Raw genomic sequence first — 20,093 nt, 5'->3', positions numbered from 1 at the left:
TATCAACCAATTACTTTCCTGAATACATATCGTTGTAGTACTTCTGGTAATCACCTGAAGTAACGTTCTTCATCCAATCCTCGTGCTCGAAGAACCAAGCGATTGTCTTCTTGATACCTTCCTCGAAGCATGTCTCTGGATACCAGCCGATTTCAGCCTTGATCTTGTCTGGAGCGATAGCGTAACGTCTGTCATGACCCTTGCGGTCTGTTACGTACTTAATAAGCTTCTCTGATACGAGCTCCTTACGTGGGTCGCCCTCTGGAAGCATCTCCTGAAGTGTATCAAGGATGATGTGGATAATCTGGATGTTCTGCTTTTCGTTGTGACCACCGATATTGTATGTCTCGAAGAGCTTACCCTGCTCCTGAACCATATCGATACCCTTAGCGTGATCCTCTACATATAACCAGTCACGTACGTTCTTTCCATCACCGTATACTGGAAGGTCCTTGCCCTGAAGCGCATTGTTAATGATAAGTGGAATGAGCTTCTCTGGGAACTGGTAAGGGCCGTAGTTGTTAGAGCAGTTTGTAATGTTTGCAGGGAACTTGTAAGTATCCATGTAAGCCTTTACAAGCATGTCTGAGCTAGCCTTTGAAGCTGAGTATGGTGAATGTGGATCATATGGTGTTGTCTCATAGAAGAATGCGTTGTCATCATCTGGAAGTGATCCGTAAACTTCGTCTGTAGAAACGTGAAGGAACTTCTTTCCCTCCTTGAATGAACCATCCTCGAGCTCCCAAGCTTCCTTAGCACAGTTGAGCATTACAGCTGTACCAAGTACGTTTGTCTGAACGAAAACCTCTGGGTTTACGATAGAACGGTCAACGTGTGACTCTGCAGCAAAATGTACTACACGGTCGATATCGTTCTCCTGGAAAATCTTTCTGATTGCTTCCTTATCGCAGATATCAGCCTTTACAAATGTGTAGTTGTCGCGGTTCTCGATATCCTTAAGATTCTCGAGGTTACCAGCGTATGTAAGCTTATCAACGTTGATGATTCTAATCTCGTTGTCGTACTTCTTAAACATGTAATGAATGTAGTTAGAACCGATGAATCCTGCTCCACCTGTTACTAGATAAGTTCTCATAATTATTAAATTCCTTTCTCTCTCCCTAATCCATTCATAATCCCTATATTACTTCACTCTTTAGAATTTAAATACTAAAGAAATCTAAAGGATTTGAATTGGAAGTCTTATACATAGTCCTTTGCTTTTGCAATTAATCTATTATACGCAGAGAATAAACTGCGGATAGATGCTCTTGTAATATTTGAGCTTACGCCAACACCGAATGTTGTGTTGCCGTGGCGCTCATCACGCATCTCAATATATGCTGCAGCCTTAGCTCCAGAACCCTGTGACTGAGCAAGTGTATGCTCTGTGTAGTCGATGAGTGTGAACTCAAGCTCTGGTACGCACTGCTTGATTGCAAGCTTAACAGCATCGATAGGTCCGTTTCCTTCTGCCTCTGAATGGAACTTCTCTCCATTGTAGCTGAAGTCGAGAACTGCAACTGTATCGTCTGTCTCCTTGCTATCATGAATAACAACGTATTCAAGAGTAAGTGGCTCCTTGTTTTCAAGATACTGAGACTTGAATGCCTCCATGATGCGCTGTGGTGTAACCTCGCCGCCCTGCTTTTCAGAAATGTACTGAACAACATCAGCAAACTCACGCTGCATCTTCTTTGGAAGCTTGTAACCGTAAACTGTATCCATAACGAAGGCTACGCCACCCTTGCCAGACTGGCTGTTGATACGAACCACTGGCTCATACATACGTCCGATATCTGCAGGATCGATTGGAAGATAAGGAACCTCCCAGTAAAGATTCTGACGATCCTTCATAGCGCGGACGCCCTTATTTATAGCATCCTGGTGTGAACCAGAGAACGCTGTAAACACAAGCTCACCTGCATATGGGTGTCTTGCGTCTGTAGGCATTTTGGTAACTCGCTCACAAACCTCAACGATTTCCTTGATATCCTCAAGGTGAAGTTCTGGGTTAACACCCTGTGAGAACATATTGTAAGCGATTGTAAGAATATCTACGTTACCAGTACGCTCACCGTTTCCGAGAAGTGTTCCCTCTACACGGTCTGCGCCGGCAAGAAGTCCAAGCTCTGTAATAGCAACGCCTGTACCTCTGTCGTTATGTGGATGAATTGAAAGGATGATGTTTTCTCTGTCCTTGAAGTGTGTGCTCATCCACTCAATCTGGTCTGCGTAAACATTAGGTGTATTCATCTCCACTGTTGCAGGAAGATTGAAAATGATAGGTGCAGGAGTGGCTTTGTTCCATGTTTCCTGCACTGCTGTACAAATATCGAGTGCGAATTCAACCTCTGTTCCAGTAAATGACTCTGGTGAATATTCAAGCTGTAAATTTCCATCGAAGCGGTCGAGACGGTCTTTTACCATCTGTGTACCCTTCTTTGCAATCTCGATAATCTCATCCTTTTCAGCATTGAAAACAACATCACGCTGAAGAGTAGATGTGGAATTGTAGATGTGGAAAATTACATTTTTGATACCCTTGATAGCCTCAAAGGTACGGTCAATTAATTCTTCACGGCACTGAGAAAGTACCTGGACTTTTACGTCATCAGGAATCTTATTCTCTGCTACTAACTGTCTTAAGAAGTCAAATTCTATCTGGCTGGCTGCGGGAAAGCCAATTTCAATCTCTTTAAAGCCTAGTTTGATTAGGAGGTCAAATAGTTCCATTTTTTCGTCAACCGACATTGGTTCGACGAGAGCCTGATTGCCGTCACGTAGGTCAACTGAGCACCAAATTGGAGCTTTAGTGATCTGCTTTTCAGGCCATGTACGCTCAGGAAACTTTAACACTGGGTTCGCTTTGTAACGCTTGTAGTTCAACATTATTCTGTCCTCCTAATATATCTCTCGCCTGTTACGGTAACAAGCCATATGATTTCTACACTCAGCTATAGAAAGCTTCGCTTAAGAAATATATGAGCTTGTCTCCTACAGGCTATTTTTACTACTCTCCTAATCCTGCTTCAATTGAACTAACGAGATCTGCTAAAGCATCTATCTCGTCTGCCCCATCGCAGCATATCTCAACTTCTTCACCACTTTTAACACATGCACCAAGTACACTTAATACTGACTTTGCATTTGCTTCATAGTTGTCACCGGTGTGAAAAGTGACTTTACACCCATATTTCATGGCTATCTCGCAAAGTAGTCCCGCTGGTCTCAGGTGCAAACCTGTGGCATTCTTAATCTTTACTTTTTGTGAAACCATTCCAAATCCCTATTCTATGAACAAAGCTTTACATTAAACTTTGAATTTAAAGCATTGTATTTGTTATTAATTCTGCTAACGCTTTGGCGTCGTTTTCGATTTCTGTCTGGTCCTTGCCCTCAATCATGACACGAACCAAAGGCTCTGTGCCGGATGGGCGGATAAGGACACGGCCTTCACCTGCGAACTTCTTCTCAAGCTCTGCGATTGCTGATGCAATCTCAGGATACTCCATGTAGCTTTCCTTCTTGTGGTTTGGTACCTTTGCATTTACAAGTGCCTGTGGCAATACATCCATAATAGATGCAAGCTCTGAAAGAGATTTCTTTGTCTCCACAAGAACACGAAGAAGGTGAAGAGCTGAAAGAAGTCCATCACCTGTGGTGTTGTCATCTAAGAAGATAACGTGACCACTCTGCTCGCCGCCGATGTTGTAGCCCTTGGCAAGCATGTTTTCTAATACATATCTATCGCCTACCTTTGTAACCTCTACATTGATGCCCTGTTCCTTTGCCATCAGTGTGAAGCCAAGATTTGTCATTACTGTAACAACACAGGTATCTTTCTTAAGAGTACCCTTGTCCTTCATGTGCTTAGCGCAGATAGCCATAATCTGGTCACCGTCAACAAGGCGTCCCTTCTCATCTACTGCAAGCATTCTGTCGGCATCGCCATCAAATGCGAGACCAACCTGTGCATTCTCTGCAACAACACGAGCTCTAAGCTCATCCATGTGAGTACTTCCGCAGTTGCTGTTGATATTTGTTCCATCTGGATTGTTGTGAATTGTGATAAGCTCAGCACCCATCTCTGAAAGGCAAGCTACGCTTGTGCGGTAAGAAGCACCTTCAGCACAGTCGATAACAATCTTTAATCCTGATAAATCAAGTGGAACTGTCTTCTTAAGGAAATCTACATACTCGCGACCAAGATCGAAACGATAATCAATCTTTCCAATCTCTGCGCCAGTAGGAAGGCTTACGCCCTTCATATCTGCTTCGATAAGAGCCTGAATCTCATCCTCTAACTCATCAGAAAGCTTGAAGCCATCTCCGTTGAAGAATTTGATTCCGTTAAACTCCATTGGGTTGTGGCTGGCTGAAATAACAACTCCAGCGTCAACCTTGTGCTTACGAGTAAGGTAAGCGATTGCAGGTGTTGGAAGTACTCCAACGTAAACTGCATTTGCTCCAACGGAGCAGATGCCTGCCATAAGTGCAGATGCAAGCATTGTGCCTGAGATACGAGTGTCACAACCAACGATGATTGTAGGCTGGTGGCTAGCCTCCTTTGTAAGCACGTAAGCTCCTGCCTGACCAAGTGCACGAGCAAGGTCTATTGTAAGCTCAGAGCCAGCTACTCCTCTGACTCCGTCTGTTCCAAATAATCTTCCCATTATTAATCCTCGTTTCTTTTTCTTCACTGTAAGCGAAATCTATTCTTTTTTCGCTTCAATTACCGTAACAGTGACTGATGTATTCTGAACAGTGATACCCTCAAGGTTATCAAACTGTAAAGCTGCGTTTTGACCTTCGCCAACGCTGAGATTAGAGCAATCAATGTAGCCCTTAACATTATCAGCTTTTAGTCCAGCCAAAGCTTCTTCGCTACCAAATACATCGGTAGTGATTTTTTCTACATCCAATGAAACTGCTAGTCCCTCAGGAACGTTTCGAAGTTCGATGTTGTCCGCCGGAACAGTGACTGTAGATGCGGTCTCATTAGCCATAGTGACATAGATAGAAACCTTAGAAGAGGTACCCTCTGCCAGCTGAACACCCTCAGGCAGATAAGCTGAAATATCTACTGATGTGGTGAATGAGCCTGTAAGGTTTGACAGATTGATAACTGTTTCTGGAATGGTGATGTTGCTCACTTCATTAAGTGCGCTAGGCTCACCAATAATCATTACAGATGATGGATCTGTCTTTATACTTCCAAGGGTAAGCTCAGGCGACAGGATGCCGCTGGTCTTAACCACTATGTCTGCTGCCTTCGTATTTACGAATGAAACGCTGACGCTGACAGTAGATACTGACATGTTCAGTGATGATGTATCTACCACCTCGCCCTTAGCATCGTAAAACTTAGGGATAACGTTTTCTGTAAAGTTGCCGGTAACACCAGTGATGTTTGCTGAAGCAACAACAGATTCAATCTTATTTACAATATCCTGTGGTCCCGTAACAGTGATAACTGTAGGGCTGCAGGTCACTTCTTCAACTGCAAGCTCTGGCTCCAATTCGCCAAATGTCTGAGCATCAATCAGGAATCTCTCTGTAGTAAGATCTTTAAGATTTACATAGAGATAATTCTGTCTGCTGGAAATAGTGATGTAGTTAACGTATGATTTCGCCGCAATTGTAACCGGCACACGCTCACTGTTTTCCAGGTTGTTCATATCAGCCACCGCAGAGAAATCTGAAGGCGAAAGCTTCTCTATAATAGAACGCTTTGCTGTAACTCTGAAGCTGACTGTATTGACGCCATCCTTTATCTCGTAAAGCTTACCAGCCTGGGTAAGCACATCCTCGTTGGTAACTGTAACAACTGAGGTAAATGTTCTGGTCTGCTTAGGATCATCGATATTTACAACAACAAGCCAAAGCAGGAACGAGAATACGATAGCTAAAATCTTTAATCCTACGTCCTTTGTGAGGGCATTAATTATTTTCTGCTGCATTTATTTGCCCTCCTTTTCACTTTTTGTGAACGCTTCTGCCGCTTCCTCAGGATTCTGGAGACGCTTAAGCTCTGCAATAAGCTCGTCTTCCTTTACATCGCGAACGATGCGTCCCTCTCTGGCGTAAGAAACAGTTCCTGTCTCCTCGGAAACAACGATAGTGAGGGAATCAGATACCTCACTGATACCAACTGCCGCTCTGTGTCTGGTTCCAAGGTCCTTTGAAAGGGCCATGTTATCAGAAAGTGGCAGATAGCAGGTAGCCGAAACCACCCTGTCTCCGCGGACGATGACAGCTCCATCGTGAAGTGGAGTGTTCTTTTCAAATATATTGATAAGCAGCTGTCTGCTGACCACTGCATCAATGCCAATACCTGTACGTTCAAACTCTGTGAGCTGCATATCCTTTTCCACGACGATAAGAGCACCAGTCTTAACTGCTCCCATCTCGTAGCAGGCTGTAACAAGACCAACGATTGTAGAGTCATCGAATTTCTTAGCGCCTGTCTTAAGGATGTTCCATGTGAACAGCGAAGTGATTTTTCTTCGACCAATCTGCTCCAGTGCTCGACGAAGCTCTGGCTGGAACACCACGATGAGCACCGTCACCGCTACTGATACCAGCTTCTCGCCCAACCACAGAATGGTATTCATCTGGAAAATAGCTGCCAGTAAGAAGAACAGCATGATAATCAGCACGCCTCGGATAAGCATCCAAACGCGGCTGTTCTTAACCCAAACCAACAGGTGGTACATAAAATATGCAATTATAAAAACCTCGATTACATCTGTGATGGAAACATCGGGAATATTTACATTGAAATAATCATCGATGAAGGCATCTACAGCGTTTACAAAATCAACCACCGAAATTCCTTCCTTCTACCCAATGGGAATTTATTATATTTTCTTTACTTCCTTGTCCTCTTCTGCAAGTCGAATCTTTGGAACTGCTGTGACGTAGTAGTAATAGTCATCATCCTCAAACTGAACCTTTTCGATTCTTGAGTAATCCAAATCCAATACAAAATAATTCAAGATAAAACCAACCGCAAATACGATAATGTTGCCGAGAATGAGGCCTGGAATCTCTCCCTTCTGGCTGGTGAGAAGATATCCTGCAAGCATGATGATAAATTCAACTGCAACACCTGCTGCATTGGCAATCATCCAGGACATGTTTATGCTGGACTGACGTAGCATATAAACCACCAAAAACATGGCAACCATGGCTGTGATGAAGAACCAGAACATGCGGTTCTGCAACATCTGCTCCTGAACCAGTGAAAGCACTGATACATCGGAAGTCTCGTCCACAATCGCAGTGGTATTATCCTTGATAACATGGAGATAAAATGCGATAACCGAGCCGCATACTACTGATGTGAGCTCGTTAATATTTGACATCAGGCCTGCGCCCAACGACATGACATATGGCGCACCAAAGGAATAACAGATTGGTACGGTCACCATATTAGAAGTAACTTTGCTTCTAAAATAAGCACAAACAAAGTAACCCACTACCACCAAACCAAGTGCCACAACGGCCACCATTGGCGAAAGTGAGACCAAATTGATCAATAAAACTATTGTAAGAATAATTGAAACACCCTGAATAGGGAAAAATGCGCAGATGATAGCGATAATAATGGAAACCCAAAACTGGCTCACGTGCTTATTGTGTCCAAAATTGGCTCTGATACACATGAGACCTACGAATGCCACAAGGGCGCTCCATATTTTTAAGAAAAGCATTTCTCGCGAAAGTACAAATCTTCGTACATCATCTCGTAATCTAATAAAAGCGTTCATTTAGAATTCCTCTAGTCCTTTTCTGTCGTCGTAATCTCTGGCAAGAAATGGGCGTGTTTGCTGCATTTCTGCCTCGTACATATGATTGAGCTTTGAGTATTTTACTGCCAGCTCCTTGATAAGGCGTTTGCCGTGCTTGTAACGCTTTGCTGCCCGTGCTCTGGCTGAGTGCACATGGATAATAATGTAGGCTGCGTAAACTAACAGCCCGGCCAAAGCTATCATTAATATGTACATAGTAGTGATATTCTCAAGAACGTTGCTAACCAGATATAAAGCAATGGCTGCATATATAACACCGTAGAAGAGAGTTCCTGCTAAAAAGCCTCCCCAACCGTGAAGTGCAATATACTCTTTCTTCGAATAGCGAAGCATAGGCTGGTATTCAGGGCCCATTTCCTTCTCGAAAATGGCCATAGCAGTCATATGCCTAACGCGCTCTTCATTTATCATAAACAATTATCCTCTGTCTTCTACACCTAGTAATTCAGAATCAGTATAGCATAAACAGTTTCTAAAAAAAACACCTACCGAGATTAGTCGGTAGGTGTATATTCGTATCGCTATTGAATAAACCTCATCTTGTTTTCTTTCTTAGGTTTCTGTACAGGTGGTGGTGGAGCCTGTGGCTTTTCGATAGACTTAGACAAAGCGTCAGCTGTCTTATTTTTACAGTTCTCACAATACTTACCTGTTTTAATAGTAGCTCCGCAGATTTCACACTCAATGCCTATTGGAGAATCATCAGAAAACTGCAGACGCTCTTCACGAATCCACTGGCGAATCTGCTGTGGTGAGACCTCGTTAGCCTCAGAAATCTCCTGAATGTTTGCACGAGGATTTTCTCTGATATATTCCTTGGTATTCTGGAACTTCTGCTCAATGTCAGCGCGGCAAGCCTCGCAGATACTTGGGCCGCCTAAATAGTTAAACAACCTTCCACAAGTTTTACAGTTACGCACATCCATAGATGATACCTCCTAATTTACTGCATCTCTCCAATGCAGACACTCATGCCATAAACCTGGTCTATTCCCCCTTGCTTAAGCACTTTAGCGACCTCATCCATTGTTGTTCCAGTTGTGTATATATCATCAACTAATAGCACTTTTCTAAATTGTACATCATTTTTTCGTAAACTGAAAGCTTTTAACAGATTTTTCTTTCTTTTTAGGGCATTTAACTGTTTCATTGCCTCGGTATCTTTTTCTCGTTGCACAATTTTATCTTCCACCGGAATGCCTGTAACTTCGCTTAAAGCCTGGGCAAACACCGTAGCCTGGTTATATCCACGGCTCTTTTCCTTAGGTTTATACATGGGAACCGGCACAATTGCCTCTATGCCTTTCTCGCGGATCCAGCTTCCATAATAATGAAGTCCGTGGGCGGCAAAGGTCCTAGCGTAACATCTTCTGTTTCCATATTTAAATCTATACATGGCGTCCTTCATGTCGCCTGTGTACTGATAAATAGCTTTGCTTTGGACGAAAGCCCGGGAGGTCTTTTTGCAATCTTTGCAGAATTCTTCTCTGGCATCTGCTATTGGGGCGCCGCATTTCATGCAGACCACCGGCCCCACCAGCTTCACTTTTGTACTGCAGGAGGCGCAAAAACCCATTTCTTTTTCTATTTTTAATAAAACTTTGTCACAAGCCACGCATCGTTTTGGATACAATACACCTAACAAGGGGGCTATAATACCTTTTATATGTAAATACATTCAATACTCCTTGAAAAACACAAATCACTGCATATATAATTTAGTCACCAAATAAAAAAGGAATTTTAATATGAAAAAACGATTTTTAAGTTTGATTTTAATAGCAACCATGGCATTTTCCATGACCGCATGTGGAAATAAGACTGACTCGCAGCCTGCTAATGAGGTAAAAGATGAATCTGAAAATGATTCGTATTGCTATAATATATCAGCACTTTTGTCAGAAGACAATACCTATAATCAGGTTCTGCTTCAGGGATTCACTGATTGCCTTACTGATTACTTGGGCCAGCAGCATTTCAAAATCTCCACAGCAGTAGTCAGCGAAGAGAATTCCAGCGAGATGCTGGCAGCCCGCGCCATTTCAAAATCACCAGATATGATTTTCACAGCCGGCAAATCCACTCTTCTTTCTGCAAAGTCAGGCACTGACATTATCCCTATCGTTGCCACAGGCATTATCGATTTCAAGGGTACACTTCGAATCGCCAGCCTTAATGGTAAGTCATGGGACAAGACCACTGGCACAAACGTTACTGGTGTCAGCAGCAAGCCTAGCATTGTAGATCAGGTTTCACTTATGATTGAGGCCACTGAGGATTTACAGACTGTAGGTATTCTTTTCTCGGCTGAGGATACAGATGCTATCTATCAGAACGAGATTTTCGAAGCATATTTAAATCAGGCCGGCATCCCATGGAAGGAATATTTGATTCCATCTCCTGTGGATACTACTGTTACTGAAGATCAGAATTCTACTGCCCTTTCAGCCAGCAAATATGTAGCTTTTTCGGCTAAGCAGGGCATGGACAATATGGTTGTGTCTCTGGGCGAGACAGACGAAGACCCAGGTCTTAACTCTACATCTTCTACTCGTGTAGCTTTGATTTCTGAGTTCTGGGAAGGCGGCAAGGTTCTTCCTGCTACAGAGACTGAGGCTGAGGAAGATGGTGAAGCTTCTGAGACTGCTGAGGCTTCTGAGACGTCATCTAAGGATGCTAAGTCAGGCAAGGCTTCTGATGAGGAAGAGGCTGCTCCTACTCTTGAAGAGCTCATTTCTGAAGTATGTTCAGAGTGCTCAGCTATCTACATTCCTTACGGCAGCTCACTTTCTGGCGAGATGGATGTCATAGGCGACATCACTACAGCAGCTGGTGTTACTGTAGTTGCTGGGGACACTGAGGTTGGCCAGCACTCACTTGTTACACTTTTCCAGGATCCTTACACTCTCGGCTATGCCGCTGGTAAGAAGGCTGTGAAGGTGTTCAACGGCGATGAGATTTCTTCTATTAAAATTGGCACAGGCGACGGCGATGACGCTGTTAAGCTTTACAATGGAAAAATCGCCGAGAAGTTCGAAATAGAATTTCCAAAGTCATTCAAGGAAATCAACGAGTTCCTTGAGACTTATGAATATGGCAGTACTACAACAAGATATACTGCTTCGGGGGAAGAATAATTTATGATTCTACACGTAATCAAATCCAACATTTATTCCGGTGCGGAAAATGTTGTGTGTAACATAATCAAAGGGCTTTCAGGCAAGGAGGAGTTCATTTACATGGCTCCTCACGGCCCTATTGAAGACAAGCTCAAATCTATCGGTCTCTATGATTGCTACTACGGCATCGACAAGCTGGACGTAGCCACTATCAAAGCCGCTGTGGACAAGTTCCATCCTACAGCACTCCACGCCCACGACTTCACAGCCAGCGTTCTTTGCGGGCTCGCTGTACGAGGCAAGGTTCCAGTGATTTCACATCTTCACTGCAATCCACTCTGGCTCAAGAATCCATTACATCCAAATACAATTTCATATCTGTTTGCCAGCAGATGGTTCAACCAGATTATCACCGTATCGGAATCTGTGGAGAAGGAATACTGCTATTCTTCCAGATTGAAGTGCCCTATCAATGTACTGGGAAATCCATTCTCTGCACAGACTGTTTTGGATGCTGCCGCTGATTGGGATAATTGCGATGAGCTGACTTCGGACCTGCTTTATGTGGGCCGCTTCAATCCAGCAAAGAATCCACTTGGTGCTATAAAAGTTTTCGAGGCCCTTCCAAATAGAGATAATCTTGTATTTAGAATGGTAGGAAACGGCGAGCTTTTGGACGAATGTAAAGAATACGCTGCCAGCCACGGCCTCACCATCAGCTTCGAAGGCTTCCAGGATAACGTATACAAATACATGAAGAACACCAAAGTCCTTCTGATGCCATCCATCTACGAAGGCTTCGGCCTCGTCGCTTTGGAATCCATGACCCTCGGCGTTCCCGTCGTCTGCTCAGGCGTCGGCGGCTTACCAGGCATCGTGGATGATAGTTGTGGATACGTATGTAAGGAGACTTCAGATTACGTCGATTCGATTACAAGTTTACTATCATCAGATTCGTTATATAGTTCAAAATCATCATCTGCAAAAACCAAATCTTTAAAGTTTGATAATTTATCTAGTTATTTAGATACTGTTTCGGATATATACCAAGATTTAAAATAAGGCTGGTAGGTATCAAGCTCTGAGTGATACTCAAGCGAAGCATTCCCGCTGAGCGGAGTATTATCTCAGGCTTGAGACCGTAACCAGCCTTTTCTCAACCCTGGATTGAGAGCGTAACCAACTTTTTCTATATCTAGGTTAATTGTCTGAAAACATTACAAAATATGGTGTGTTTACAGATTTTATTTTGTATGGTATTATGATAGTAACTATAAGTATCGATATCTGTGTCCCGGCTTAGGCAAAGGATTGTCGCAGGTTATTTTATCAAGGAAGAAAGGAGGGACGTCTCATGGCACGCATTGATGCAGCGTACAACTATTTCATGACCACCTATGGCAGTAACATAGGCTCTCGTTATGAATCCCATAAGAAAAGTGAGTTACGCGACACATACAATAAAATAGTGAAGGCCAACAAGGACGCTCCTCTGTACAAGATAAAAGACACAGAGGACATGGGTCAGTTTGCCATTGATATCAAAGAGCACGCCAACTCTATGTCTCTTTCTGTTTCTAATCTTTCTTCTGCGGGAGACAGCATTGAGGATATTTTGAATAAGCGTATTGCTTCATCTTCTAATCCAGATTCAGTCGAGGCAGTATTTGTCGGCGACGAATCTACACCAGCAGATGATTTTACGATAGATGTTCGTTCACTTGCTACTCCACAGGTTAACATGGGCAATTTCCTTCCAGCAGATGGACACAACTTCGAGGAAGGCCAGTACTCATTTGATTTGGATATTAAGAATCACTCTTATGAGTTCCAATTCAATGTTAACGCAGGCGAGTCTAATCAGACAGTTCAGCAAAAGATTATCCGTCTGATTAACAGCTCTGATGTTGGCCTAAGTGCATCGCTGATGACCAGCAGCAATGGGGACAACGCTATACAGATTACTTCCAAGGCCACAGGCCTTCCAGAAGGTGACACATCTCTGTTTAATATTTCTTCTAATATTTCATACAGAGAGCTGAATATGCTTGGCATAGACAGGACCGTTCAGGAGCCAGTCAATTCCGACTTCTCACTTAATGGCGTTGATCACACATCTATGTCCAACACCTTCACAGTTAACAAAGCTTACGAGATTAGCCTGCGAGCTCCTTCAAATGGCGAGGTTACAGTTGGTCTTATGAACGACACAGAAGCCCTCACCGATGGAGTTAACCAGCTGCTCACCAGCTACAACGGCATGATTAACATAGGCCTGAAATACAATCGTGCTCACCAGAACCGCACCCTTTTAAATGAGATTTCTTCTATCGCAAAGGGTATGCAGAGCAGCCTTGAATATGCCGGCATCCACATCGACGAAGTTGGCCATTTGATTTTAAATGAAGCCCAGCTTTCACAGGTGATTAACAGCGACGACAGAGCCGAGGCTTTCACAGTTCTCAATGAATTAAAAGCAGCCATCAGCAGGGCGGCCTCAAAGGCTTCCATTAATCCGATGGCTTACGTTGATAAAGCTGTAGTTGAATATAAGAATCCAGGAAAGAGCCTGTCAGCACCGTACGCTACCAGCGCTTATTCCGGAATGCTCATGAACTACGGTCTCTAAGATTATATAGTTTCTAAGATTTCTTTAATGCGCTGCTCATATGAGCAGTGCATTTTTATGTACTCATATCCTTCTCGGGCAATTCGCTGGCGCTCAGTATCGTGGCGCAGATAATAATCTACCTTCTCGTATAAATCCCTCTGGTTGTAATACCATACCATGTGTTTTTCATTCTCGAAAAACATTGGTAGCTCCGCCTGGAAGTTTGTAATGCAAAATCCCCCTGCCCCTAAAATATCGTAAACACGAAGTGGCACTCCGCTCTTGATATTTGGGATAGTCATGTTCAGATTGATTTTCGAGCCACGGAATACCTTTGGCATCTCCTCCCAGTAATCTACACTACCCCTGTAATTTACCCTAATCAAATCATGCACATTCGAGTTGGTGTAAATGCTCACATCGTGATGCTTTGAAAGCTCTATGAGAATGCTTCTGCGCTGCTTTTCTGCTATCTTAAATCCCAAAGTTGTCACCGAGAAAATCAGATTCAAATCAGACAGGGAATCCTCTGATTTTTCCAGCTCAAAATACTGCTGCAACTCCATAAGAATTTCTGGTGTCAGCATCCTATCAATAATGTTGATTCCATGCAAATCCTTCTGTGCTTCCATGGTAGCTTCAAAGTATCCTCTCAAATAATCAGGTAATGTAAACTCCATCTTGTCGTAGGAATTTTTCTCATAGAGGGAGCCCACAAAGCTTATCTCATTTTCATATAAATCAAGGTCTGTGGAATTTGCAAAAAGATAATCCAGTCTCTCTGTGTCCACCGCCAGCGGAAGGTGATAGATATGGTCTGCACCCATTCCCGAAAACTCTTCCACATTTGTCAGGTCAAATAGAAAAATACGGTTCACATCGTTGAACACCGATTTGTGGTACATGGAAATCAGCGGATTGTCGCAGCTCCAGCACACATAAAGGAGCCCGCACTCCTGGCACACATTGGATATGAGAGGAAAATAATTTACGGTGAAGAAGAATTCATATACGTCTTTACGAATTATGCCCTTTAGCTTTTCGGCGAACTCTTCATCCACATCATAATTGAGGAGGTCCTGGTAGACCTCCTCCACTTCGTACCCCAATTTTATGAAGGTATACTTTATATCTTTGTAGTTATACGCTTTCCAGCGATACATTAAGATTTTCATACATGTAAAGTTTCCACACCATATGTGGACTTAATCGCCATTATCAACTCCTGATAAGTCGCTACTGCTTCATCCACCTGCCCCGCAGCATCCAGCTCCGCTATCTGCAAAAGTATCTGCTCCTCCAGGTTGTACATCTCCTGAAATTTGACTGGATTTTTTGCCCTGAGGGCATCCAGCTGCTGCTTCCTGCCGTACATATCAGCCAGCTCTCCAATTGCTGGGTTCATAACAGGTCGTCTTCCAATCATATCTTTTATGTAAGACAGCGCCTTTGGCACATCCTTGCTTTCACACTCTATGAAGTCATTGATATCACATCCCAGTTTTGTCTCCTGAGCCAGTGTGAAGGATGGATTCTCTGATGGGAACATTGAATCATGGACTCGCTGCCACTTCACAGTCAGCTGTGCATAAGCCTCCAAAATATCTAAAAGCTGCTTGAAGCTGTCCCAGGATTCGATGCTGGATATCTGATGCTCCAGGATTCTCACATCCATGAAAAGGTTCAGTTCCTTTTCACCTTCAGTAGTCTTGAAGGCGTTCTTAATATTCAGCAGGCCTTCCTCATCAAAATCAATCACTGCTTCATCTATGATTTTCTCAAGAAGATTTCTAAAGCCTTCGCTGGTGAAGAACTTGTTCAAAACATCCCTGATTTCTTTTTTGTATCCTACCTTGGCCGCCTCTGCCACAAGAGTCATAACAAAGCCTCGGTTCAGTCTCACAACTTTCGAATTCCAGGTGATTCTTCTGTAGTAATGTACCAGTGGGCCATAATCTCCCTGGCGCAAACCGCAGGTCATAGCGTAGCAGTACATCAGATTCATGTTCGTCTCATTGAAGGTATCGTTTGAGAAAATACCGCCCTGAATAAACATGAGACCTATATCTTTTCCTACCTTCTCATACACGTCAAAGTAGTAATCTATCTCCGCCTTACACTTATCATTCTCATCGTTGATGAAGTGGACCTTGGCTGCATAGAAGGCAATCTTTGCCATAGGAAGCGGGAACAGATTCTTCTTTTTCTTCAATTCCTCGTAGAATGCCATCAGCTCATCCAGCATCTCAAGCCTTGCCATGGCAATGACAATACCACAGGCAAAGCTGCCGCGATATTTCTTATCAACTTCTTCCTTGCTGTCGGCTATCTTGTTATAAGTAGCAGTGCAAAGGTCCAAAAGCTCTTTATTATATTTGATAGCCTTGTACTCCTGAGCCAGCTGATATGGCCAGCGCAGCTCGTCAGGCTCCTCTTCCATCATCTCGATGAGGAGTGGAATATTTCTGAGGGAATGCTTTACATTTTCCTCTTCAGACTCGTATACGTATCCGAAGTGACCGGCTCTGGCATCCATAAACATGGTGTTGCCGCAGCCCGGATAAATGTACTCATGGATTTTTCCCTTGAAGCACACATCAGGATCCACGCGGCACATTCTCATTACCTCTGTGTCCTCGTACTCCTTGCCTTCAAAGTCCAGATAATTTCTCTGGAAATAACCACCCACGTTGTACTCAGTACATCTAGGGTCCTTGAAAAACTCGATGATATATGTGGTATCAAGGAACCACTCATCATCGTCTATATACAAAAACATCTTGCCGTTAGCCTGATCCAGCTGGAAATTTCTGGCTGCTGCAAAATCTTTAACCCAGGTAAACTCGAAAACTTCATCTGCATATTTCTCGATAATCTTGCGAGTCTCCTTGCTGCATCCAGTGTCGATAACCTGAATTTCCGAATCAATTGCCTCGCGAATAGGCATCAAAGATTTAAGGCAGCGCTCTGTTGTATCAGGTCTGCCACAACATAAAAGTGAAATTGTAAGAAGCTTAGTCTTTGGTTTATTATTCATTTTTTCCCCGCCCCATAATCACCAAAAGGCTCGTCATGTGACGAGCCTTACTTTTTTATTATTAGTATGTTCCGATTACTAGTGGTCTGTACATTTCCTCTCCTTCTTCAAGTGGTCCTGCACTGCTTAAGCAGGAATCAATCAATCGATTGATTTCGTTGCTAACGATGCGTTTCTCTCCGGGAGCATCTACCAATCCTCTAAAGTCGTAAATATCAATACTTCTAATTTCTACTATTCTGTTTTCTATCTCGCTAATGATGTCGCAAATCTTGTGATCGATTCTAGCTTTTCTGTCCATTACTAAAACTGTATCACTAAGGTTTTCACTTATATCGTAAACCATGTTGCAGTAGTTTTCAAATTTTTCTACGATGTCCGAGTAATCCATGCCCATCGATTCTAAGTACTCACCAAGTACTAAGGCTTTCTGCTGGCAAGCGATGAGGACTTTAAGATCTTCTGCATCATCCCCTGTACCGCCCTGTGCGAATCTTGTGTTCGCTGTGTAAAGCTCCAAAACCATTGTTAACATCTTGTTTCTTGTAAAATATGCCATAAGCCTTACCTCTTTTCTATCTATGAATCCACCGAAGTGGAATTGTTTTCTTAGTTATTAGTCCTTCTTAGTAATTTCCCCACCTCGGTGAGGTGGGGAGTGAGATTATGGTATTTATCAACAGGTGTTACTGTAGGAGATTCATAACACCCTGTGTTGCCTGATTAGCCTGAGCCAGCATTGACTGTCCTGCCTGCTGTAAAATGTTGTTCTTGCTGTACTCAACCATTGTATCAGCCATGTCTGTATCACGGATACGAGACTCTGCAGCTTCTGTGTTCTCAACTACGTTGTCGAGGTTTCTAATTGAGTGCTCTAATCTGTTCTGGATAGCACCAAGTTCTGCTCTCTGAGCTGATACTCTCTGGATTGCATCGGCGATAGCGTCGATTGCGTATGTTGCTGCCTTACCTGTTGCATCTGATACGTTAAGTCCGTTGATACCGATTGACTTTGCGTTCATAGCTTCAAGAGTAACGTTGATCTTGTTTGTCATGGCTGCGTCTGCACCAACGTGAAGGTTAAGTGTAAGTGCGTTCTGGATATTTACGTAGCCCTTTGTAAGTGTGAAGCTGATTGATGTAACCTTTGTTGGCTCCTTATCACCACCGATTGTCTTAGAGATGACTGCCTGTTCCCAAACAGATCCAACACCATTCTTATTATCTTTATCCATATCTACAACTGCTGCTGCGCCGTCTGTTGCGCCTACAGAAGATGCTGCTTTAAGCTCTGTTGCAACCATGTTGTATGCTGCAGTAGCCTTGATAAGTGTTACGTTAGCATCATCAATACCTGTCTTTGCGTTGTATGATGTTGAGAATCTCTGTACTTCGTTACCGTTGTACTTAATAACTGAACCTTCAGTAATAAGCTTGTTGAGGTATCCGTTTGTAACCTTTGCGTTAGCTACATCTGTTCCTACTGTATCAGGATTGATTGTGTATGTCTTGCCATCGATTGAAATGGTATCACCTGCATCAATTGACCATGCACCTGTTTTTTTATCGTATGCACTTTCAAGGTGAAGAGCCTTAGCTGCTTCTTCATTTGTTGTAGCACCGATTGTGTACTGGATACCACCGATTCTATATTTCTCACCTGCTTCGAGGGACTCCATTGTGAATGTAGCCTTTGTTGTATTCTGAATGAGAGTTCCATCAAGACCTGCATCGTGAGCGTTGATATACATTCTCTTTAATCCGATATCGCCCTTAAGAAGGAATGTCTCGTTAAACTTTGTTGTAGAAGCGATTCGATCGATTTCCTGTGTAAGCTGATCAATTTCGTTCTGGATATCATCACGATCTGATTCTGAGTTTGTACCATTAGCTGCCTGAACTGCCAACTCATTCATTCTCTGAAGCATGTCATGAACTTCTGTGAGGGCACCTTCAGCTGTCTGTACTGAAGAAACACCGTCTGAAGCATTTGTAGATGCCTGGGTCAAACCACGAATCTGTTTTCTCATCTTCTCAGAAATTGAAAGACCAGCTGCATCATCTGCTGCTCGGTTAATCTTATAACCACTTGAAAGCTTTTCAGTACTCTTTGACTGAGAGTCTGTTGTAATGTTCAATGTTCTTGAAGCATTAGCTGCCTGCATGTTATGTTGTACTACCATAATAATTCCTCCATGAGATTCTGCTAAATCCTTTTAGCATTTAAATCCGTTTTTGCTGATAGCCCAACATCCGTGTCCGGCCCTGGTTATTTAATTTGTTTTCTAATAAGATTCGAATTCGATTTTGTGAAGGAAATTGTTCCTTACACCTTATTTATCGAGACCCTGTCCAAAAACTTTACCCCTTTTTCTAAAAAAGTTTCATTTTATAACAATTTTCTCATTTTGTGCGCAATATAAAAAACTCGCGCAGCCCTTGATTTTACTGGGTTTGCGCGAGTTAAAATTTTGTCTGAAAATTTATTAAATTTTTTGTTACATTTTACTTCTTTTTGTCCCAAAAAGCCGGTTCATCCACCTTATTATGGGCCATCATATTCTTATAATATGATGAAACCACATCCCCGGACTTCTTCACTTCCCTCAGATCCTTCTTGATATTTGAGAAGCGGGTCTTGGCATATTCCTTGTTCTTATATTCAGTAGCCTCCACATCTGCAGTGAGCTCTGTAATCTTTCTTATCAAATCCTGCATCAGACGAATCTCATCTGCATAGGTCGCCCTATCCTCATCCAGAATCGCCTTCACACGGTTGAACAGCTGCTCGAACCCATCATCCAGCATCACAATCCTGTCAATGAGCTCAGACTTCATGTTCATATTCTTCTCCAAATCATCTGGCGAAGTATTAGGATCCTGCAATATTGCTGCCTGCTCCTTATTTCTTATAAGAAGCACCTCCAAAATGTCCACCTTCTTCTCCAGCGACTCACGTAGCATCACTACATAATCCATATTTTCCATAATCCCCTCCTCCATTTGTTACGCTCTTAGCATAAAATATGGCTCCTCGGATTACGAGGAGCCACATTACGTTTACGTGTTATCCAGCCTGCTGCCCATCCAGCTTTTTACCATTGGCTGTGAGCTTCATAACATCCTTCCAGGTGTCGCGCATAGTGCGCAGGTGCTTCAGCACCTCCTGCAAGGTTTCTGGATCCTTATCTATCATAGCATGTCTTAAACAGCTCCTAAGATAAGAATACACAGCATGGAAATCCTTTGCAACAGGATATTTCTCGTCGAGGGTAATCTCAAACTCCTCGATAATTCTGTCTGTCTTGCGAATATTAATGTGAGCCTTTTCAATATCCTTATTTTCACATGCCACAATTGCTATATTACAAAACTTTATTGCTCCTTCATACAGCATCAATGTCAGCTCTGCGGGACTAGCTGTTAATATTCTGTTTTTTGCGTAAGCATCATACCCATTCATTGGTGTCATATAAACCGCCTCCTCGTAAATCCTTTTTGCTGTCTAT

Annotated in this window: 19 protein-coding genes; 3 read left to right on the top strand and 16 right to left on the bottom strand. The window is 43.0% G+C overall.

From position 1 onward, the window contains the following. Positions 1-10: 10 nt before the first annotated feature. The 10 genes from rfbB to G592_RS0108120 form a co-directional block, all read right to left on the bottom strand. Positions 11-1,096, bottom strand: coding sequence for a dTDP-glucose 4,6-dehydratase (gene rfbB, locus G592_RS0108165; protein WP_028247399.1), 1,086 nt, complete (start codon positions 1,094-1,096; stop codon positions 11-13). Positions 1,097-1,203: 107 nt separating this feature from the next. Further along, positions 1,204-2,892: a 2-isopropylmalate synthase gene (leuA, locus tag G592_RS0108160; RefSeq protein ID WP_028247398.1), complete on the bottom strand. Its 1,689-nt coding sequence runs from the start codon at positions 2,890-2,892 to the stop codon at positions 1,204-1,206. A gap of 121 nt (positions 2,893-3,013) precedes the next feature. Then, entirely contained in the window at positions 3,014-3,280 is a 267-nt protein-coding gene (locus G592_RS0108155; RefSeq protein WP_028247397.1) for an HPr family phosphocarrier protein, read from the bottom strand. Positions 3,281-3,326: 46 nt separating this feature from the next. After that, the gene (glmM, locus tag G592_RS0108150; RefSeq protein WP_028247396.1) at positions 3,327-4,676 is read right to left on the bottom strand and encodes a phosphoglucosamine mutase; all 1,350 of its coding nucleotides are present in this window, start codon (positions 4,674-4,676) and stop codon (positions 3,327-3,329) included. Positions 4,677-4,715: 39 nt separating this feature from the next. After that, the gene (locus tag G592_RS0108145) at positions 4,716-5,963 is read right to left on the bottom strand and encodes a YbbR-like domain-containing protein (RefSeq protein ID WP_028247395.1); all 1,248 of its coding nucleotides are present in this window, start codon (positions 5,961-5,963) and stop codon (positions 4,716-4,718) included. Further along, entirely contained in the window at positions 5,964-6,830 is an 867-nt protein-coding gene (gene cdaA, locus G592_RS15975) for a diadenylate cyclase CdaA (RefSeq protein ID WP_242830153.1), read from the bottom strand. A gap of 33 nt (positions 6,831-6,863) precedes the next feature. Continuing rightward, positions 6,864-7,775, bottom strand: coding sequence for a hypothetical protein (locus tag G592_RS0108135; RefSeq protein WP_028247394.1), 912 nt, complete (start codon positions 7,773-7,775; stop codon positions 6,864-6,866). Then, a complete protein-coding gene (locus G592_RS0108130; protein WP_028247393.1) occupies positions 7,776-8,228 on the bottom strand; it encodes a hypothetical protein in 453 nt (150 codons plus the stop codon). A gap of 110 nt (positions 8,229-8,338) precedes the next feature. Further along, positions 8,339-8,743, bottom strand: a complete 405-nt coding sequence (locus G592_RS0108125; protein ID WP_028247392.1) for a flagellar protein — start codon at positions 8,741-8,743, stop codon at positions 8,339-8,341. Positions 8,744-8,760: 17 nt separating this feature from the next. Next, positions 8,761-9,495, bottom strand: coding sequence for a ComF family protein (locus tag G592_RS0108120; protein WP_036952226.1), 735 nt, complete (start codon positions 9,493-9,495; stop codon positions 8,761-8,763). 70 nt (positions 9,496-9,565) lie between these two features. Between G592_RS0108120 and G592_RS0108115 the strand changes: the two genes are divergently transcribed. The 3 genes from G592_RS0108115 (at position 9,566) to G592_RS0108105 (ending at position 13,565) form a co-directional block, all read left to right on the top strand. Continuing rightward, the gene (locus tag G592_RS0108115; protein ID WP_028247390.1) at positions 9,566-10,954 is read left to right on the top strand and encodes an ABC transporter substrate binding protein; all 1,389 of its coding nucleotides are present in this window, start codon (positions 9,566-9,568) and stop codon (positions 10,952-10,954) included. A gap of 3 nt (positions 10,955-10,957) precedes the next feature. Beyond that, the gene (locus G592_RS0108110; RefSeq protein WP_028247389.1) at positions 10,958-11,998 is read left to right on the top strand and encodes a glycosyltransferase; all 1,041 of its coding nucleotides are present in this window, start codon (positions 10,958-10,960) and stop codon (positions 11,996-11,998) included. Positions 11,999-12,290: 292 nt separating this feature from the next. Continuing rightward, a complete protein-coding gene (locus tag G592_RS0108105; protein ID WP_028247388.1) occupies positions 12,291-13,565 on the top strand; it encodes a hypothetical protein in 1,275 nt (424 codons plus the stop codon). A gap of 2 nt (positions 13,566-13,567) precedes the next feature. On the opposite strand, the gene G592_RS0108100 is transcribed toward G592_RS0108105, so the two are convergent. The 6 genes from G592_RS0108100 to fliS all read right to left on the bottom strand — a co-directional run bounded on the left by G592_RS0108100 (position 13,568) and on the right by fliS (position 20,056). After that, positions 13,568-14,722 carry a CgeB family protein gene (locus G592_RS0108100; protein ID WP_028247387.1) on the bottom strand — a complete coding sequence of 385 codons (1,155 nt, stop codon included), beginning with the start codon at positions 14,720-14,722 and terminating at the stop codon, positions 13,568-13,570. Then, a complete protein-coding gene (locus G592_RS17010) occupies positions 14,719-16,584 on the bottom strand; it encodes a glycosyltransferase (RefSeq protein ID WP_028247386.1) in 1,866 nt (621 codons plus the stop codon). Before G592_RS17010 ends, G592_RS0108100 begins: the two co-directional genes overlap by 4 nt. A gap of 61 nt (positions 16,585-16,645) precedes the next feature. Next, positions 16,646-17,143: a hypothetical protein gene (locus tag G592_RS0108090; protein ID WP_028247385.1), complete on the bottom strand. Its 498-nt coding sequence runs from the start codon at positions 17,141-17,143 to the stop codon at positions 16,646-16,648. A gap of 127 nt (positions 17,144-17,270) precedes the next feature. Continuing rightward, the gene (locus tag G592_RS0108085; protein WP_028247384.1) at positions 17,271-18,767 is read right to left on the bottom strand and encodes a flagellin; all 1,497 of its coding nucleotides are present in this window, start codon (positions 18,765-18,767) and stop codon (positions 17,271-17,273) included. 322 nt (positions 18,768-19,089) lie between these two features. Next, positions 19,090-19,572, bottom strand: coding sequence for a hypothetical protein (locus G592_RS0108080; RefSeq protein ID WP_051194818.1), 483 nt, complete (start codon positions 19,570-19,572; stop codon positions 19,090-19,092). A 79-nt stretch (positions 19,573-19,651) separates the two neighbouring features. After that, on the bottom strand, positions 19,652-20,056 hold the full coding sequence (fliS, locus tag G592_RS0108075) for a flagellar export chaperone FliS (RefSeq protein ID WP_028247382.1): 405 nt from the start codon (positions 20,054-20,056) through the stop codon (positions 19,652-19,654). Positions 20,057-20,093 lie beyond the last annotated feature (37 nt).

Origin of the sequence: Pseudobutyrivibrio ruminis CF1b, from assembly GCF_000424005.1 — a bacterium.
GTDB classification, from domain to species: domain Bacteria; phylum Bacillota; class Clostridia; order Lachnospirales; family Lachnospiraceae; genus Pseudobutyrivibrio; species Pseudobutyrivibrio ruminis_C.
Note: the sequence above shows the minus strand (reverse complement) of the source record. Positions and strands in the feature narration are given on the sequence as shown.

Coding starts and splice junctions, on each gene's coding strand:
- G592_RS0108115 (WP_028247390.1), top strand. CDS start 9,566: ATGAAAAAACGATTTTTAAGTTTGATTTTAATAGCAACCATGGCATTT.
- G592_RS0108080 (WP_051194818.1), bottom strand. CDS start 19,572: ATGGAAAATATGGATTATGTAGTGATGCTACGTGAGTCGCTGGAGAAG.
- G592_RS0108120 (WP_036952226.1), bottom strand. CDS start 9,495: ATGTATTTACATATAAAAGGTATTATAGCCCCCTTGTTAGGTGTATTG.
- G592_RS0108155 (WP_028247397.1), bottom strand. CDS start 3,280: ATGGTTTCACAAAAAGTAAAGATTAAGAATGCCACAGGTTTGCACCTG.
- G592_RS17010 (WP_028247386.1), bottom strand. CDS start 16,584: ATGAATAATAAACCAAAGACTAAGCTTCTTACAATTTCACTTTTATGT.
- glmM (WP_028247396.1), bottom strand. CDS start 4,676: ATGGGAAGATTATTTGGAACAGACGGAGTCAGAGGAGTAGCTGGCTCT.
- G592_RS0108100 (WP_028247387.1), bottom strand. CDS start 14,722: ATGAAAATCTTAATGTATCGCTGGAAAGCGTATAACTACAAAGATATA.
- G592_RS0108105 (WP_028247388.1), top strand. CDS start 12,291: ATGGCACGCATTGATGCAGCGTACAACTATTTCATGACCACCTATGGC.
- G592_RS0108085 (WP_028247384.1), bottom strand. CDS start 18,767: ATGGTAGTACAACATAACATGCAGGCAGCTAATGCTTCAAGAACATTG.
- G592_RS0108125 (WP_028247392.1), bottom strand. CDS start 8,743: ATGGATGTGCGTAACTGTAAAACTTGTGGAAGGTTGTTTAACTATTTA.
- G592_RS0108090 (WP_028247385.1), bottom strand. CDS start 17,143: ATGGCATATTTTACAAGAAACAAGATGTTAACAATGGTTTTGGAGCTT.
- fliS (WP_028247382.1), bottom strand. CDS start 20,056: ATGACACCAATGAATGGGTATGATGCTTACGCAAAAAACAGAATATTA.
- G592_RS0108135 (WP_028247394.1), bottom strand. CDS start 7,775: ATGAACGCTTTTATTAGATTACGAGATGATGTACGAAGATTTGTACTT.
- rfbB (WP_028247399.1), bottom strand. CDS start 1,096: ATGAGAACTTATCTAGTAACAGGTGGAGCAGGATTCATCGGTTCTAAC.
- G592_RS0108110 (WP_028247389.1), top strand. CDS start 10,958: ATGATTCTACACGTAATCAAATCCAACATTTATTCCGGTGCGGAAAAT.
- leuA (WP_028247398.1), bottom strand. CDS start 2,892: ATGTTGAACTACAAGCGTTACAAAGCGAACCCAGTGTTAAAGTTTCCT.
- G592_RS0108130 (WP_028247393.1), bottom strand. CDS start 8,228: ATGATAAATGAAGAGCGCGTTAGGCATATGACTGCTATGGCCATTTTC.
- G592_RS0108145 (WP_028247395.1), bottom strand. CDS start 5,963: ATGCAGCAGAAAATAATTAATGCCCTCACAAAGGACGTAGGATTAAAG.